Source organism: Rhodococcus quanlei, from assembly GCF_055231015.1.
In genome coordinates this window covers 20,414-35,460 of sequence record NZ_JBUYWD010000018.1, presented here as the reverse complement: position 1 = coordinate 35,460, position 15,047 = coordinate 20,414, and the positions used below count along the sequence as shown (strand labels likewise).

19 protein-coding genes are annotated in these 15,047 nt (G+C 63.2%); 11 read left to right on the top strand and 8 right to left on the bottom strand.

Features of this window, described 5'->3' with window-relative positions; translation table 11 throughout:
• Nucleotides 1–73: 73 nt before the first annotated feature.
• Nucleotides 74–970, bottom strand: coding sequence for an AIM24 family protein (locus ACZI8Q_RS13910; protein WP_463374132.1), 897 nt, complete (start codon nt 968–970; stop codon nt 74–76).
• A gap of 91 nt (nt 971–1,061) precedes the next feature.
• On the opposite strand from ACZI8Q_RS13910, the gene ACZI8Q_RS13905 reads away from it, so the two are divergent.
• Nucleotides 1,062–1,214, top strand: coding sequence for a hypothetical protein (locus ACZI8Q_RS13905; protein WP_463374131.1), 153 nt, complete (start codon nt 1,062–1,064; stop codon nt 1,212–1,214).
• 40 nt (nt 1,215–1,254) lie between these two features.
• Here the strand turns inward: ACZI8Q_RS13905 and ACZI8Q_RS13900 are convergent, their stop codons facing one another.
• The gene (locus tag ACZI8Q_RS13900) at nt 1,255–1,716 is read right to left on the bottom strand and encodes a winged helix-turn-helix transcriptional regulator (RefSeq protein WP_463374130.1); all 462 of its coding nucleotides are present in this window, start codon (nt 1,714–1,716) and stop codon (nt 1,255–1,257) included.
• An 86-nt stretch (nt 1,717–1,802) separates the two neighbouring features.
• Here ACZI8Q_RS13900 and ACZI8Q_RS13895 point away from each other — a divergent pair, with 86 nt between their 5' ends.
• The 4 genes from ACZI8Q_RS13895 to ACZI8Q_RS13880 all read left to right on the top strand — a co-directional run bounded on the left by ACZI8Q_RS13895 (nt 1,803) and on the right by ACZI8Q_RS13880 (nt 4,091).
• Nucleotides 1,803–2,771, top strand: coding sequence for an NADP-dependent oxidoreductase (locus ACZI8Q_RS13895; protein ID WP_463374129.1), 969 nt, complete (start codon nt 1,803–1,805; stop codon nt 2,769–2,771).
• 51 nt (nt 2,772–2,822) lie between these two features.
• Nucleotides 2,823–3,098 (top strand): type II toxin-antitoxin system Phd/YefM family antitoxin, encoded by a 276-nt coding sequence (locus ACZI8Q_RS13890; protein ID WP_463374128.1) that lies wholly within the window; start codon nt 2,823–2,825, stop codon nt 3,096–3,098.
• Nucleotides 3,095–3,358, top strand: a complete 264-nt coding sequence (locus ACZI8Q_RS13885) for a type II toxin-antitoxin system RelE family toxin (RefSeq protein WP_463374127.1) — start codon at nt 3,095–3,097, stop codon at nt 3,356–3,358. Before ACZI8Q_RS13890 ends, ACZI8Q_RS13885 begins: the two co-directional genes overlap by 4 nt.
• 220 nt (nt 3,359–3,578) lie before the next feature.
• The gene (locus ACZI8Q_RS13880; RefSeq protein WP_463374126.1) at nt 3,579–4,091 is read left to right on the top strand and encodes a DUF1990 family protein; all 513 of its coding nucleotides are present in this window, start codon (nt 3,579–3,581) and stop codon (nt 4,089–4,091) included.
• Between the two features lie 14 nt (nt 4,092–4,105).
• Here the strand turns inward: ACZI8Q_RS13880 and ACZI8Q_RS13875 are convergent, their stop codons facing one another.
• On the bottom strand, nt 4,106–4,996 hold the full coding sequence (locus tag ACZI8Q_RS13875; protein ID WP_463374125.1) for an alpha/beta hydrolase: 891 nt from the start codon (nt 4,994–4,996) through the stop codon (nt 4,106–4,108).
• 72 nt (nt 4,997–5,068) lie between these two features.
• On the opposite strand from ACZI8Q_RS13875, the gene ACZI8Q_RS13870 reads away from it, so the two are divergent.
• Together ACZI8Q_RS13870 and ACZI8Q_RS13865 are read left to right on the top strand one after the other, a co-directional pair.
• Nucleotides 5,069–5,542 carry a MarR family winged helix-turn-helix transcriptional regulator gene (locus ACZI8Q_RS13870; RefSeq protein ID WP_463374124.1) on the top strand — a complete coding sequence of 158 codons (474 nt, stop codon included), beginning with the start codon at nt 5,069–5,071 and terminating at the stop codon, nt 5,540–5,542.
• 31 nt (nt 5,543–5,573) lie between these two features.
• On the top strand, nt 5,574–6,602 hold the full coding sequence (locus ACZI8Q_RS13865; RefSeq protein WP_463374123.1) for an alpha/beta hydrolase: 1,029 nt from the start codon (nt 5,574–5,576) through the stop codon (nt 6,600–6,602).
• 26 nt (nt 6,603–6,628) lie between these two features.
• On the opposite strand, the gene ACZI8Q_RS13860 is transcribed toward ACZI8Q_RS13865, so the two are convergent.
• Both ACZI8Q_RS13860 and ACZI8Q_RS13855 read right to left on the bottom strand, forming a co-directional pair.
• Nucleotides 6,629–7,216 (bottom strand): DJ-1/PfpI family protein, encoded by a 588-nt coding sequence (locus ACZI8Q_RS13860; RefSeq protein ID WP_463374122.1) that lies wholly within the window; start codon nt 7,214–7,216, stop codon nt 6,629–6,631.
• A gap of 4 nt (nt 7,217–7,220) precedes the next feature.
• Complete coding sequence (locus ACZI8Q_RS13855) at nt 7,221–7,865, bottom strand: DNA alkylation repair protein (protein WP_463374240.1); 645 nt, start codon at nt 7,863–7,865, stop codon at nt 7,221–7,223.
• A 168-nt stretch (nt 7,866–8,033) separates the two neighbouring features.
• Between ACZI8Q_RS13855 and ACZI8Q_RS13850 the strand changes: the two genes are divergently transcribed.
• On the top strand, nt 8,034–9,692 hold the full coding sequence (locus tag ACZI8Q_RS13850; RefSeq protein ID WP_463374121.1) for an alkaline phosphatase D family protein: 1,659 nt from the start codon (nt 8,034–8,036) through the stop codon (nt 9,690–9,692).
• Between the two features lie 162 nt (nt 9,693–9,854).
• A complete protein-coding gene (locus ACZI8Q_RS13845) occupies nt 9,855–10,349 on the top strand; it encodes a hypothetical protein (RefSeq protein ID WP_463374120.1) in 495 nt (164 codons plus the stop codon).
• Between the two features lie 11 nt (nt 10,350–10,360).
• Here ACZI8Q_RS13845 and ACZI8Q_RS13840 read toward each other — a convergent pair whose 3' ends face one another.
• The 3 genes from ACZI8Q_RS13840 to ACZI8Q_RS13830 are packed head-to-tail and all read right to left on the bottom strand — an operon-like array spanning nt 10,361 to nt 13,571.
• Entirely contained in the window at nt 10,361–11,746 is a 1,386-nt protein-coding gene (locus ACZI8Q_RS13840) for a cytochrome P450 (protein WP_463374119.1), read from the bottom strand.
• A 4-nt stretch (nt 11,747–11,750) separates the two neighbouring features.
• The gene (locus ACZI8Q_RS13835) at nt 11,751–12,959 is read right to left on the bottom strand and encodes an MAB_1171c family putative transporter (protein ID WP_463374118.1); all 1,209 of its coding nucleotides are present in this window, start codon (nt 12,957–12,959) and stop codon (nt 11,751–11,753) included.
• 3 nt (nt 12,960–12,962) lie between these two features.
• The gene (locus tag ACZI8Q_RS13830; protein ID WP_463374117.1) at nt 12,963–13,571 is read right to left on the bottom strand and encodes a hypothetical protein; all 609 of its coding nucleotides are present in this window, start codon (nt 13,569–13,571) and stop codon (nt 12,963–12,965) included.
• Nucleotides 13,572–13,976: 405 nt separating this feature from the next.
• On the opposite strand from ACZI8Q_RS13830, the gene ACZI8Q_RS13825 reads away from it, so the two are divergent.
• Nucleotides 13,977–14,624: a hypothetical protein gene (locus ACZI8Q_RS13825; protein WP_463374116.1), complete on the top strand. Its 648-nt coding sequence runs from the start codon at nt 13,977–13,979 to the stop codon at nt 14,622–14,624.
• Nucleotides 14,625–14,641: 17 nt separating this feature from the next.
• Nucleotides 14,642–15,040, top strand: a complete 399-nt coding sequence (locus tag ACZI8Q_RS13820) for a hypothetical protein (RefSeq protein WP_463374115.1) — start codon at nt 14,642–14,644, stop codon at nt 15,038–15,040.
• Nucleotides 15,041–15,047 lie beyond the last annotated feature (7 nt).

The window sequence follows — 15,047 nt, the reverse complement described above, 5'->3', positions numbered from 1 at the left end:
AGTATCGCGACGCACCGTAGGCACCCCGGCCGATCGGTCACGTGAGATCACGGAACCTTGCGGAAACCAGGAACTACGCCTGCCCCGGGATCTGAATACCTTCCGACGGCTGCACGATGACGAAACCTTGGCCGGCGAATCCCACCTGCATGGCTTCGCCGGAACCGCGGCCGATGAGGGCACCCGCCTTGAAGCTGGTCTTGAGTTCCGTTTGCAAGTGCGCCGACCACGCGACGACGGCGTTGGTGTCGACGAAGGTTGGCGCCTCGGCGGCGTTCAGCACGACGGGAGGACCGTCGGTGGTGATCGCGGCCCATCCGGTACCGCGCAGCGTGGTGTTGAACAACCCGCCCGTCACCATGCCGCCGCCCTTCACCCGCTCAATGTTCCATTGCAGGCTCTCCGAGAACGCAAGCACATTCTTGCCGCTGATCGACAGGCCCGAATCCCGCAGTTCGAGGATGTGAACGTCGCGGGCCGTGTCGGCGAGGAAGACATCGCCTTGACCTTGGCACCGCATCAGCGGCAGGCCTTCACCACTGATGGCGGACTTGAAGAATCGAGTCGCGCCCCCGCCTTGATAAGCGAAGTCGACGTTGCCCTGGTAAGCCACCATCGAACCCTGACGGGCCATGAACGGCTCCCCGAGGCGCACGCGCAGAAGCTTGGAATTCTGCGTCGCGATCGGCTTGTCTTCCTTCTCGCTGAAGCGCCCATCGACCAGTTCGCCCGAGATGCCCGCAAATCCGTCGACGGACCCCTGCTGCGGCTGCTGCTGCGGCTGCAGAGGCGGCTGCTGAACCTGCTGAACCTGCTGCTGGGGCTGCTGGGGCTGCTGGGGCTGCACCGGCGCGTTCAATGGTGCTTTGAAGGTCTGCCCCTGCGACGCGACGTTGTCGGTCCAGTTCTGCCCATCCCACCAACGGAACTCGAACTGACGGCCGGGGTCGGGGCGCCATTCGCCGGTCATGTGAAGCCTCCTCGTTCGTCATCGGTCGTGACCACCCTACTTGCGGCCGGTCTCGTTGCCGACACACCTGATTTTCGGCATCGTATGTGCTGTGCCCACCCGAACAGCAGTGCAGGTTGCATGCCTGGTGACGCTGATCGCGGTGGGCACGATGCTGCTTCTGGTCGGCGCAGTCGGCTCGGGTGGAGTGTGTCTGGCCGGTGGCACATTCTGGTTCTGGCGCCTGTACCGCGACGTCGCGTAAAGGCACCTCATCGGGTTCATCGCCGCGGAAGCCTGCCCGCTCAGGTCGGCGAATGAGGCGATATGCCAGGCCCGGGCTTCGGGTCTATATCGCGTGCCGATATCTCGGTGCGGCACTCACCGCATTCGAGCCGAACGTGCGCTTCGCCCGAGCATTCATGGTGTTGGTAGATGACTGGAGGCCCGTCCGGAGCCATGTAGGTGTCGCCCCAGTCCTTGATCGCCATGAGAATCGGGTAGATGGCATGCCCTTTAGTGGTGAGCCGATACTCCGAGTGGCGGCTACCGGAGGGGCGCTGCTTGGTCAGGATGTCGTGCTCGACAAGTCTGTCCAGCCGGTCTTGTAGTCGGCTGCGTGAAATCCCCAACGTTTCCTGGAACGTGTTGAAGCGCCGCACCCCGGAGAAGGCGAACTTGAGAACCAACAGCGTCCATCGGTCGCCGAACACCACCAACGGGCGCGTGATGGAGCACGGCAGGTCGGCCAGTTCTTCGTAGCGCACACCACCACACTACCCGCGAGGGTTTCAAAACGAGACTCACACTGCTAGCTTGGAGTCTCAAAATGAGACCGCAAAGGGGCGAGGCAATGAAGGCGATATATTTCGAACGACACGGCGGTCCCGGAGTGCTTCGCTACGGGGAGCGGCCGACACCCACACCGTCGGCCCATCAGGTCCTGATCGAAGTACATGCAGCTGGGGTCAACCCTCGGGACTGGCAATTCCGCGACGGGAAATACGTGTTCCGGCACTTCTCCGGAAGACCGCCGCTCATCCCAGGCAGCGACGTATCCGGAGTCGTCGTAGGCCGTGGTGAATCCGTCGCCGACTTCGAGATCGGCGACGACGTGCTCGCCATGCAGACAACCTTCGGCCGAATGGGCGGCTACGCGGAGTACATCGCGGTCGACTCACGTGTCGTGGCCCGCAAACCCCGATCGATCAGCCATCTCGAGGCAGCCGTGCTACCGGTCGCGGGTTTGACAGCCTGGCAAGCGCTGCACGGACTCACAAAGATCCAAGCAGGTGCGCCCATCGTCATTGTCGGTGCAGCAGGCGGTGTCGGCCACTACGCGATCCAGATCGCCCGTCACGCAGGCGCAACCGTGACCGGAGTGTGCGGACCAAACAACATCGACGCGGTGCGAGACCTCGGTGCCGATCATGTCGTCGACTACACCGAGGCACCGTTCACCGAAACGGTCCGTGACCAGAAGATCGTATTCGACACGATCGGCCGCGAAAGTGCGCGCACCTGCGCGCCGGTACTGGCCCATGACGGGGTCTATATGACGACCAACCCGACCGTGCAGACTGCCGTCGACTCCGTCACGTCCATGCTGAAGTCACGCGTGATCGGCGGATACCGAACACATCTGGTTCTGGTGCGCCCCAACGCAGCGCACCTCAGCGCAATCGCTGAACTGGTTGCAGCAGAAGCGATTCATTCGGTGATCGAGAACGTATACCCACTCGAAGACGCCGGTGACGCCCTCGTTCACAGCCGTGGCCGCCACACCCGCGGCAAACTCGTGCTCCAGGTTCGAGAACCCTGATTCAAGCCTGGGATCTGTTGTACCCTTCCGACCGTTACGTACAATTAGTACATGTCGGAATCGGTCGCTCTGAGCATCTCAGATGCGCGCTCTCAACTTGCGACGATCATCGATCGCGCTCGCACCGAGCATCAGCCCGTATATGTCACTCGCCGTGGTCGCCGGATCGCGGCGGTGATCGATGCAGACGACCTCGATCGCCTTATCGAACTGGCCGAGGACATGGCCGATATACGCGCTGCCGAGGAGGCTCGCGCCGAGATGCAATCGAACGGTGTGGCGCCGATACCGTGGGACGAGGTCAAGGCCGATCTGGGCCTTGCATGACGTACACAGTCGAGCTGACCCCCGCAGCGAGCCGACAGTTGCGCAAGTTCGATCCACCGGTGCGCCGGCGCTTGCAGGCGGCCATTGAACTGCTGGCCACCGAACCGCGCCCGCCCGCAGCGACACGGCTGGTAGGGGGCCGCGGGGAATGGCGAGTACGAACCGGCGACTACCGGATCGTCTACGAAATCGAGGACAATCAACTCCTGGTACTCGTCCTGAGCGTGGGGCATCGTCGCGAGATCTACCAGCGACTCTGACGCCTGGTTTTCAAGAGCGCGAAGCTCAGCTGGTGGTCAGGGTGCGTTCGAGGAGTGGCAGCAGCCGATCCCCACGGTGTTGTAGGGCGAATCGAAGCTCACCAAGCCCTTGATCCGTCGCCTTTCGACAGCAACGAGACGCAGTATGGAGTCGACCCTCACCCGGCTGGACGGGCTCGTATCCGACCGGTGACAGCCATCGGAGTATTGGGAGTTTCGAATGCAGAAGCAGGCACATTTCACCTATGCAGAAGTTGGTGCCACCGCACGTCACATGCCTGACGGCTTTCACCATATTCATCGCTCACGAACCGTAGGCGAGGGCGACCGAGCATTCACGATCGCGGCGGATCGGCTGTTGCGGTGGGAAATGCATCGAGCTGCGGGGTTGACCGTTGATTCCGAGAACAGCAGCGCAACAGCGGGGTCACGAGTCGACCTGATACTCGGCTACGGGCCGGTTCGTGTAACTGCACCCTGTCGGGTGGTCTACGTCATCGACGAGCCGGGGCGACGAGGCTTCGCCTACGGCACAGTGACAGGACACCCCGAACAGGGCGAGGAACGGTTCTGCGTCGAAAGAAATGCCGACGACACCGTGACATTCACGATCACGGCGTTCTCACGGCCCGGACGATGGTGGACACGACTCGGTGCCCCCTTTACCCGAGCAGTTCAAAGACACATCACCGAGCGCTACCTCGCCGTAATGGCATCCGAGGAGCAAACCTGAGTGCGCGCATCCGCTCAGCAGCCAAGAGCCTCGCGAAGCACCGCATTCAGTTCGCCGCTCGGCTCCATCGGGAGAGTGTGGTGGGTGCCGGAGGACAAGACGGTGACATGGGCCGTACTCGACGAGGTTCGAACAGATCGCTCGACTTTGCCGGTGTCGTGAACCTTGGTTCGTGGGGCCAGGACGACCGTGGTGTCGACGGACAGCGTCGACAGTGCCGCCGCGCTGGGTCTTTTGGGAACGATGGTTCTCGAGTTCGGAAAGTCTGCGGCCCCTCGCGCCAGGAGAGTCATCCAATCCGGATCGAGTTGTGCACCTTCGGTTTCCCAGTCGATGAATGCCCGCTCTCGCTTCTGGGTCGGCCGCACGAGGATCGGCAAGGCGTGCAGTAGGTAGCTCGGCCTCATACCGGCGAAGCATGAATTCGGATCGAGCAGCACAAGCCGGTCGACGCGCCCGGGTGTGCGGATTGCATAGGCCAGTGCGATCATCGCCCCGTACGAGTGGGCAACGATGCTCGGTCGGGCCAACCCCAACGAGTCGACGACACTGCCGAGCCAATCCAGCAGGTCGGCGACGTTCCGGATGGCATCTCCGGTATGCACACTACGTCCGGCATCACCCATCAGATCCACCGCGTGGACGCGGTGTGCGCGGCTCAACGTTGCAACGTTGTCGAACCACACCGTGGAGGTGGCACCGGCACCGGGCAGTAGTAGAAGGGGCGGCGCGCCCTCGGGCCCACAGGAATTCACTCGGGTCGATCCGAATCGTGATTCGATGCTCGATCCCCTCGTGTCCTCGGGCCACTTCGACAGAACTGCGTCGTACGCGCGGTAGAAGGCGCCCCCTTCAGCAGTGTCGGCAAACTGGGTAATCGTGGAGAGAGCCATTAGTACCTCCATGATCTAATATTTTGACAATCGAGATACTACGCAGGTTGCTCGAGTACGCACGTGAAAGTCGCAGGAGATGACATGACCGACCATGACAACCTCGATAGCGGACACGACATAGTGCACCGGTTGCGGACACTGACCATGCAGTTGGACCTGCTCGGCTCACGCTTCGCGCAGCGGCACGATCTGCATGCGACCGACCTTCGCGCCCTGATCGGACTACTCGACAACGAACGGGCAGGCACACCCTCGACACCCGGCTGGCTCGCCACCCATCTGCGCCTGAACGTCGCTTCCGTCACCGCCCTGCTGGACCGAATGACCGAGGCCGGCTATGTGCAACGTGAGCGTGACACCGCGGACCGTCGGCGAGTAATCCTCACGGTCACACCCGAAGCCAAGGCCCTCGGACTGGAGTTCTTCGGCCCGCTGATCTCCCAGGCAGTCTCGGCGATGGACACCTTCTCGTCGGATCAGGTCGAGACCATCCGGGACTTCCTCGTCACGATGACCGACGCGGTGGACACTGTCCACACCGAGCAGGGGAGCTAGCGAGCCGAGGCCGGTCGGCTACGGTGTCCACGTGGAGTCGAATCGATTGCGACCGCGCCGCCTTCTTCGAGTTCTGGGACGAATCCTCACCGCGATCGTGATGGCGATCGTTCTGGCGGTTGCGTTGTCCGCGGCGTTCCACCACTGGCAAACTCCGCGCGACAAGCAGGCCATCGAGCAGGAAATCGGTTCCGTTCACCGGTATGTCGACGTCGACGGCCACCGGATGAGTGTCGCGATCCAGGGCTCGGGTCCCCGAACGATCGTCCTCATGCCCGGATTGGGAACACCGGTGCCGATCCTCGACTTCGCACCCCTTGCGCGGCGACTGGCGGAGCACAACACGGTCGTCACCATCGAGAACTTCGGCCTCGGCCTCAGCGACTGGACCGATGCTCCACGCACCAGCGAGAACATCGTCGACGAGATTCGTGCGGCACTCCAAGAACTTGGCGAGGACGGCCCGTACGTCCTTATGCCGCATTCCATTTCCGGTTTGTATGCAATGTGGTGGGCCGATCACCACCCGGACGAAATTGCCGCAATCGTGGGAATCGACGACGAACGATTCACCGCTGAACTTGCCCAATCCGACCCGGCGTGGCCGATGTGGATGTCCGGAGTCACCGCCGTCGGCGGGGTTCGCGATCTGATCGCGCTCGACAAGAGCACCGACTACCTCGGACTGGTCGCCGACTACGAGGACAGTCTCGGTCGCTCCGGCGAGTACACACCGGAACAACAAGACCTGTATCTGCGCGGGTACTCGTGGGTGCTGAATCCCACGATGCTCGACGAGGCAGCACGTGAATCGGAGAACGTGCGGGCGATCGAAGGCACACAACTCCCACCGGACATGCCCGCACTGTCGATACTCGCGTCATCGTCGCTCGACGCCGACCCCGAATGGGAGTCGTCCCACCACGCGGCCATCAGCAATCCGTCGATTCAGCAGGTGACGATCCTCGACGGCCACCACTACCTCTTCCACGAGCACGCAGCTGAGATCGCCGATCTGACACAGAAATTTCTCGACACCCATACCCAACCGCCACGATGACGACCACCGCACCGGCAGTGCTCCGGTCAGACCGGCGGTTCGGGGTCGTATTGGATATGCCGACGCACCTCGCGCGCCCGTTCGGTGCCTGCGAACCGGTCCACCAGGTGCAACGCCATGTCGATGCCGGCGGAAATGCCAGCACCGGTCACGATGTCGCCATCGTCGACCCACCGCTCGTCGACGCGAAGATCGATCGAGCTGTCGACGGCGCGGAGTTCGTCGAAGGCAGCGAAATACGTCGTAGCGGGACGATCGCGAAGCAAACCCGCGCCGGCAAGAACGAGCGCACCGGTACACACACTGACGACAACCGCACCCGACTCCTTCGAGTTCCGTAGCCAGTCGAGCACCTGCGGGTCGTGCATGACGACCCGAGACCCATCCCCTCCGGGAACGACGACCACGTCCAGATCTGCGCCTCGAACCTCTTGCGGGGCAATCACCGAGCCCTTCGCAGCCCGCACCGGGGACATCGTGTCGGCGACAAGTCGAACGCGCCAGCCATCAGTCGGATGCCGCTGGGTCCAGCTCGCGAGAACCTCCCACGGCCCCAATGCGTCCAGCTCTTCGAAGCCGTCGAACAGGTAGATCCCGATCGTCTTCTCGGCCACGGTTCTACTTCGCCTCCTGCCGACGCACCATTTCGGCAATCCAGGTGGGAGCGAACGGCGATGTGCAGCCCGGTGATGTCGGGTAGTCCTTCAGCACGCCCAGGCGTTCACCGATATCGATTGCCCTGGCCCGATACTCGGTGTGTTCGATTCCGATCTGAGCCAGGCAGGTGTTCATCGCCCACTGCAGGCGGTCCGGGGCGTCGCGCATCTCCGCTTCGATGACACCGAGCAGCCCCGCAAGATCGAGTCCGTCGGGCCTCTTCGCCACGCGGTCGGCTGTCAGCGCCCAGCCTGCGCTCGCGGCCACCGGATCCGTGTCCGCGATCCAAGCCTGGCGCAGCTCCTCGGCGTGCAAGTTCTTCTTCACGACGTAATTGACGAGCCAGTCCTGCACCTTGGGTGTGCGCGCAGTGCGCACCATGCCGTCCAATTCGTCAGCGTCGAACGTCTTCGGACGGCAGATCAGTAGCGCCAGTAGTTTCGCCGCGGTGTCATCGGTCTTCCAGAGCTGACGTGCAAGTTCGTGCTGCGCCTTCAGCCGCTTCGCGAGCGCGCGCAGCTTGGTGAGATTCACGCCGTGATCATCACCGTGCCGCTCGTTCACCGCGCGTACCTTCGGGTTCTCGAGCTCGGCCAGCTCGGCCATCACCTCGGCCGGATCGATCACCTCAGCCCTCCTGCTTCGTCACGTCCAAGACCAGCCTACTGGCCACCGCTACGCAGACGTGCCGTGAGAAGCCCCACCTGATCGGCCACCACCACCTCGACAGGCTCAACCCGTGTCCGCACGGCAGTGCTGGGGTAGACCTGTCTCATGCCATCGAGTCGTCTGGTCATCGGGCCTCTGCTCCGTCACACCGACACCACTTCGGCGGTGATCTGGGTCGAGGTGAGCACACGGTCCACGGTCACGGTCCATGTCGGCGATCGCTCGTGGAGCGCAGCCTCGTTCTGCGCACACGGGCACCACTACGCCTTGGTGGACGTGGACCGACTCCAACCCGGCTCCTCGTACGAATACACCGTGTCGATCGGGGGCCAACAGGTTTGGCCCCCGATCTCCGGTGCAGGCTCGGACCTGCCGGCCACCGTCATCCGCACCCTCGACCCGTCCCGCCCGCTCCGCTTCGCCTTCGGCTCCTGTCGTACGACCGTCCCGCACGACGAGAAGGCCATCCGCGACCACGGGATCGACGTCCTGCGAGCGTTCGGCCTGCGGATGATGAGCGACGACCAGCTGGGACGCCCCGATTTCATGCTCTTTCTGGGAGACCAGGTCTACGCCGACGAGACTTCCGAGGCGATGCACGAGTTCATCGCCACCCGCCGCAGCCTGGACGAGCCGCCGGGGAAGGAGCTCCAAGGCTTCGAGGAGTACGCCCACCTGTATCTGCTGGCGTGGAGCGAACCCGCGAACCGCTGGCTCCTGGCGACGTTGCCGAGCGCGATGATCTTCGACGACCACGACGTCCGCGACGACTGGAACACCTCACACACCTGGCGTACGCAGATGGAGGCGACCAGTTGGTGGAAGAAGCGCATCGTCGGTGCGCTCGGGTCGTACTGGATCTATCAGCACCTGGGCAACCTCTCACCCGCCGACAGGGCCGACGACGAAATGTGGCAGTACGTGCTCGAACTGCGTGAACGCGGCGAGGACGACATCACCGACCGACTGGATGCCTTCGCCGACCGCACCGACGAGCACCCCGACACGTACCGGTGGAGTTTCGCCCGCGACCTCGGCAATTCCCGGCTGATCGTGATCGACTCCCGTGCGGCGCGCGTCCTCGAACCCGGCACCCGCCGAATGCTGGACGAGCACGAGACCGACTGGTTGGACGCCCGCATGTGCGGCGACGTCGACCACCTGTTCATCGGCACCTCCCTCCCCTACCTGCTGTCGCCGGGCCTGCACGAGTTCGAGGCGTGGAACGAGGCGGTCGCCGCCGGGGCATGGGGTGCACGGGCTGCACGATGGGGGGAGCAGATCCGGCAGGGTGTGGATCTCGAGCACTGGGCGGCATTCCAGGATTCGTTTCGCCGGCTCGCGGAAGTCGTCCTCGAAATAGCCGACGGAAAGCGGGGGCGTCCACCGAGGTCGGTGACGTTCCTGTCCGGCGATGTGCACCATTCCTATCTGGCACAGGTCGATCACCATAGCGACGAATGCTCGATACTGCAGGCGGTGTGCTCACCTCTGCGCAATCCTCTCCCCTGGTGGATTCGCGCGGGACAGTCGCTGACCTGGAAGAACCTGTCCACCAAAGTCGGCAGAACCCTGGCCCGAAGATCCGGCGTCCAGGAACCCCCGTTCAGTTGGGACCTGACCGCAGGACCGTGGTTCGACAACATGCTCGCCACGGTCGAGGTCGACGGGCCAAGTCTCGACATCTCGTGGTGGATGGGCCACAACGGTGGTAGGGCCCCCACCGTGAGCGTCCAGCACCGGTACAGCCACGGAAACGACTGATGTTCGAACGCTGCTCGCCTCGGTTCGTCAGCGTCTTCCGACCGGCGCGACGCGGTCCGGGAAAAACGAGGTGTAAGAACGCCCCCTGCGTATGCGCTAACGAACAACGGCGTGTGTGCGATGACCCCTGTGAACTACCCCCGATTCCAACGAGGTCCCGCAATGAACGTCAGCACGGTCGGCCGAGGACTACGACGAGCGGCACTGAGCCTGGCCCTTGCGGGCGGGCTCGCAGTGGTACCGGCAGGCCTGGCGGAGGCCGATACCGGTCCGCTGTACTTCAGTAACGGAGACACCGACTGCGTCCTTCACGCGGACGGCGGATTCATGTGTCAGTTCGGATACACGTACGGTCCCCCGCAGACGTGGATCACCGTCGTCGGTGTCCGGGTGCCGGTGCCGTTCCCGGTGGAACAAGTCAGCTACGAGGGCAATCCCGTCTTTCCTGCACATCCGAGTTTCGCGCCACCGAGCGCGGTGCGCAGCCCCGACGGGTCCAATCCCGACATGACCGATGTAGCGACCAGCCACGGAACCTGGGGTCCGATCGTCGAATACGGCGGAACCACATGCGCGGTCGGCTTCCGCGCAAGTTTCGACTGCACGTCCGACGATCACGGATTTGCCACTTGGTGGAGCAATCTGGAGATGAGCTGATCCGTGCGTGGTCACCTGCCGCTACGTCGACGCACGCTCATCCGAAACCCATCTGGACGTAAAGTCAACTGCTCCTTGACTTTCAATTCATAGCCCGGATCGACATCGAACTCGTAGCGATGCACCAGCAGTGCCAGCGCCATCACCATCTCGTGGATCGCGAACTGGCGGCCGATACACGAACGTGCCCCAGTACCGAACGGCTTGTACGCCTGGGCTGGTCGAGCTTTCACATTCTCCGGCAGGAACCGGTCGGGATCGAACTCGTCCGCGTTCTCTCCCCACACCGCCGGATCGCGGTGCATCGCCAGCACCACCACCAACGCCCACTCCCCGGCCTTGAACTCGTACTTGCCCCCGATCGTGGTGTCGGTGCGAGCGCGCCGGAAGTACCCCGGCGAGGTGGGCCATATCCGCATCGACTCGTCCAGCACGCGACGCAGGTACCGCAGCTTCGCCACCTGCTCGAACTTCACGTCCGGAATTTCGCCACCAGGCCACATCTCGTCGACTTCCGCCCGGGCTCGCCGCGCCACATCCGGGTTGGTGGCCAGAAACCACAACGCGAACGACAGAACAGCCGCGGTCGTCTCGTGACCGGCGATCATGAACGTGATGACCTGCCGGATCATGTTCAGCTCGTCGAGACTCTCACCGGAGTCCTCGTCGACACCCGACAACATGCGATCGAGTAGGTCCGTGGGACCGCGGCTACCGTGTGTGCGGCGGCGGGCGATCGCCTCCCGCACCACCGAATTCAGGTACTCCAGGTCTTCCCTTTGCTGCCGGGCAGCCTTCCTGCCCACCAGTGCGCCTATTCCCGGGATCGGCATTCCGGTGCTTTGTGCATGGTCGAGAACACGCACCATCGAAGTGACGAACGGGTCGGTTTCGTCCTTCGTGAATGCGTTGAACGCGTATCCGAATCCGGTTCGTCCGATCGTTTCGAGAGTCAGCTTGCTCATCTCGTCCGCCACGTCGAACCGGTCACTCTTGGTGTCCCAGCTCGCGGTCAGTTCGCGGGCCGTCTCGAGCATGACGTCGTGGTAGCTGCGCATCGCCGACTGCGTGAAGGCCGGTGCGAGAATGTTGTGCGCCTTCTGCCAATTCGGTTCATCGTTGTACGCAGTGAACAGCGCGTCGCCGGCAACCGAGCGCAGGGCTTCGATGGGGCGTCCGACGTGCTTCTCCCACACCTTTTCGTTGTTGATCTCGGCAACGAGATCGTGTCCGGATACGAACACGATGGGCTGGCCGAAGATGATGCGCTGATAGATCGGACCGAGTTCGCGATGCCGACGCATGGTGTTCTGCATCGGGCATTCCCGGTCCATCCCAAGAATGTCGCCGACCAGCGGCAAGCGCTTCGGTGGGTGCGGAATCAGCTTCGAAGTCACGGTGTCAGGTCCTGACGTTGTCGGTGGTCGGGTGGTGAGGCCGGCGATTCAACTGGGACTCCACCATGACGGCGTCGGGCCAGTTGTCTGCAAGGCGGCCGAGTAGCTGCAGTTCGTCGTCCAATCCGACGACCTGGTCGTCCCCCGCCCTGCCCCCACCTTCCACGACACGTGGCACGATATCGGCGCGCCGTGCCGCAGCAGCCCGAATCAGTTCGACACCGGCGAGGACCGAGTCACGATCTTCGGTAGGGATATTGCAGTACGTGAGCGCTGCGTCGACCGAATCCGGATCGAGCGCGGGGGTGTACGGGTCCAGAATCAGCTGGGCGTCCCGAATTTCGATGGCCATCCGGTACAGGCGTCGCCGCGCCGGAACCACCGATCTGTGGAGACGGCGATCGACAACGACCTCCGGTGCCGCACTGGTCACCAACGCCCACACCGGTTCCAGTTTGCCTACGGCGACCGAATCCGCGTCCGGCTCGAACCGCCTGCGAACTGCCGTGACAACTGGAATGAGAGTGACCAACGCCAGGGCAGTCACCGTCGGAAGAAACATCGCATCGTTCGACGACGACCTCAGGTCCTGCACCGGGTCGGAGGCACCCACCACAGAAAGAATGGCATAGAAGATTCTGAACGCGTTGTCGAGGACGGAGACCGTGGCCAGCGCAATCAGGATTGCAGTGACAATCCGCATTCCGTTATCACGCAATGTTTTCCAGTCTCCGAGGAACATGACAGCCACGGAGCCGAACATCAGTGCCACAGGAAGGGAATAGCAGAGCTGATAGAACACCGCTCGCCACGTACCGAACTCCTCGATCGACATGTGGTGTGCGCGAGAAGGTTCGCTGACAATCAGCATCAGTGCGCCCAGCACCAGCACCGTCACGTAACTGGTCAGCTGCGTGTGCGCCCGCTCGTCACGACCCGACCAGCTACGCACCAATCCCATCACAGCGGCAGCTGCCAACATCGCGAACACGTGGCTCACCGGACGAATCACGCCGATGTCGTCAACGTGCGGCGCGATGAGCGCCTGCACTTCCGGGGCACGAAGAATCGCCGTCACGGTCTCGAAGAACAACGCCAGATTGATGCGGTTGTTCGTCGGAGTCGGCGGCAGCATGTGGTGCCTGACCACAACGACCAGCAACCAGATTCCCACTATCGGCCACATGAGGAACGCCGGGGTCGTCGAGGTCACCGGTCAGCGCCCCCGCAAAGCTTCGCCCAGGCCGGCCCCGACGCCTGCAGACCGCGAAACCAAGCCCTCGCATGCGTCACGCATGATCAACGTTGCCAACTGCTCGGCTTCGTACTCGCGGGCCGTGGAGAACTGGCTCCGACCGAGAATCGATTCCAGCGACCGAATGTCCAGGTCAGGAAACAAGGGAGCCAGCGATGCCGCATCGTCGCCGGCATCCGCCTGCGCTGACCTGTGGCGCATCAACATGTGCCCGAGTTCGTGACACACGATGTGGTTCTGATGAAAGAGCGTCGTATCCGTTGTGTACGCGATGATGTCCTCGTCCGCGAGAGCGAGCCACATGCCGAAGATGCCGCTGCGGGGCAGACTTGCGTCGTCGAGTGGCAACAAGGTGATACGCCGGTGAAGCATCTCTTCGACCTCGGCGACGAACTCCATCATGTCCCACGGCTGCGGTATCGCCAGTCGGCGGTACACACGCTGAACATGCCGGTCGGACCGAGCCCTACTGAGAGCCGTTCCCACTTTCCGAAGGGGTGACACAGCTTCGGATATCGACACCATCTTCTCGCACTCCGCATCACCGATGCTCTCGTCGGCGCGGCGCACCCGCCCGATTCTCAGACCGATCGTAACGGCCTGCCCCGGTGGTGTTCGCGCCCTGCACACCGATGAGACGTGCATCACTGTGGTACAGCTTTGGCCCCGCAGCTGCGGACTGCAGGGCCAAAGATCCCCCCGCCGCAAGCTCGGCATTTCGCTATGGCGGGTGGCACCGACCCCCTGTGGCGGTGCCAATCATCAGGCGAGCGACGAACGCGACACCTGACGGTAAGCAATCACAACCCCAAGCGCAAGCAAATTCAATTCCAATTTTTCTGCACTTGGACCTACCCACGAATCCGGAATTCCGTTATCCAAGCCCTTCTACCAGCGACATTCGTCGATGTAGCGCAGAGCCGGGCAGTGGCCCGGAAATTGGTACGAAATGGCAATTGGGCTACCCTTCTGATCATGGAGACACCTCCCGGCAGGCTCGGCGACTACGTGCTGTCCCGTCGTCGTGGGCTCGGGATGACACGCGACGCGGTACGTGCCGCCGGTGGGCCGTCCGACACTCGCCTCGCCTCGATCGAAGAGGGCACCGGCCCCGCACCCACACCGTCGACGCTCCGCAAACTCGACACGGCACTGCAATGGACACCGGGCTCGTCTGCTGCGGTCCAGCGCGGCGGCACACCGACCGAACTCGTATCGGGCTCCGAGCCGGCGGCGTTCACAGGGGTATCGCAGGTCGCGGTTGCCGCCGACGAACTCGCGAATCTGATCGGCGCGACCGACCGACTCGAGGCAGAGATGCGATCACAGAACCGGACCACAGGGGTGGACGGGGCGCTCGCGAATCTGCGCGGCGCAGTGTCCGCCCTCGCGGGACGGTGGGCGACCGACCTTCTGGAACGGAACGCCGGAGCAACCGGGTTCGTATCACCCGTGATCGACTTGGCGATGGGTCATCTGCTCGACGCCCCGGTCGACGGCACCCCGGAACCCGAACGAACCGAACGCCTTTACCGTCGCTGGCTGGCCCAGCGAGACGTCACACTCACAGGCGAACAGCGAGAGCAGTTCGAGAACCGCCTCGCCCGGCGTCGGATCTCATGAAAGCGAAGGGTCGTCCGATGACATCCCCACTGCCTCTGTCGACGCGACTCGAGCACCTGTTCCAGACGATGCACAAGAAGGCCGATCAGCCGCAGAACAACGAGTCGGTCGCCGCGTCGGCATCGGCGATATCCGGCGAATCGATCACGGCGGGTCACCTTCACGACCTCCGTGCAGGGACTGTCACCGAAACGAACACCTCCGTATTGGTGGCGATCGCAGCGCATTTCAAGGTGCCGACGGCGTACCTGACCGAACCCGAATGCCACGACATCGATCGACAACTCGCGCTCGTGCGAGCCATGCGCGACGCTGGGGTCAACTGGATGGCGCTGCGAGGCGCTGCCACGGGATTACGGGCCGAATCCACCGACAGCATCACCTCGATCTTGGCCCACGTACGCCGAGAACACTGACGGTCTC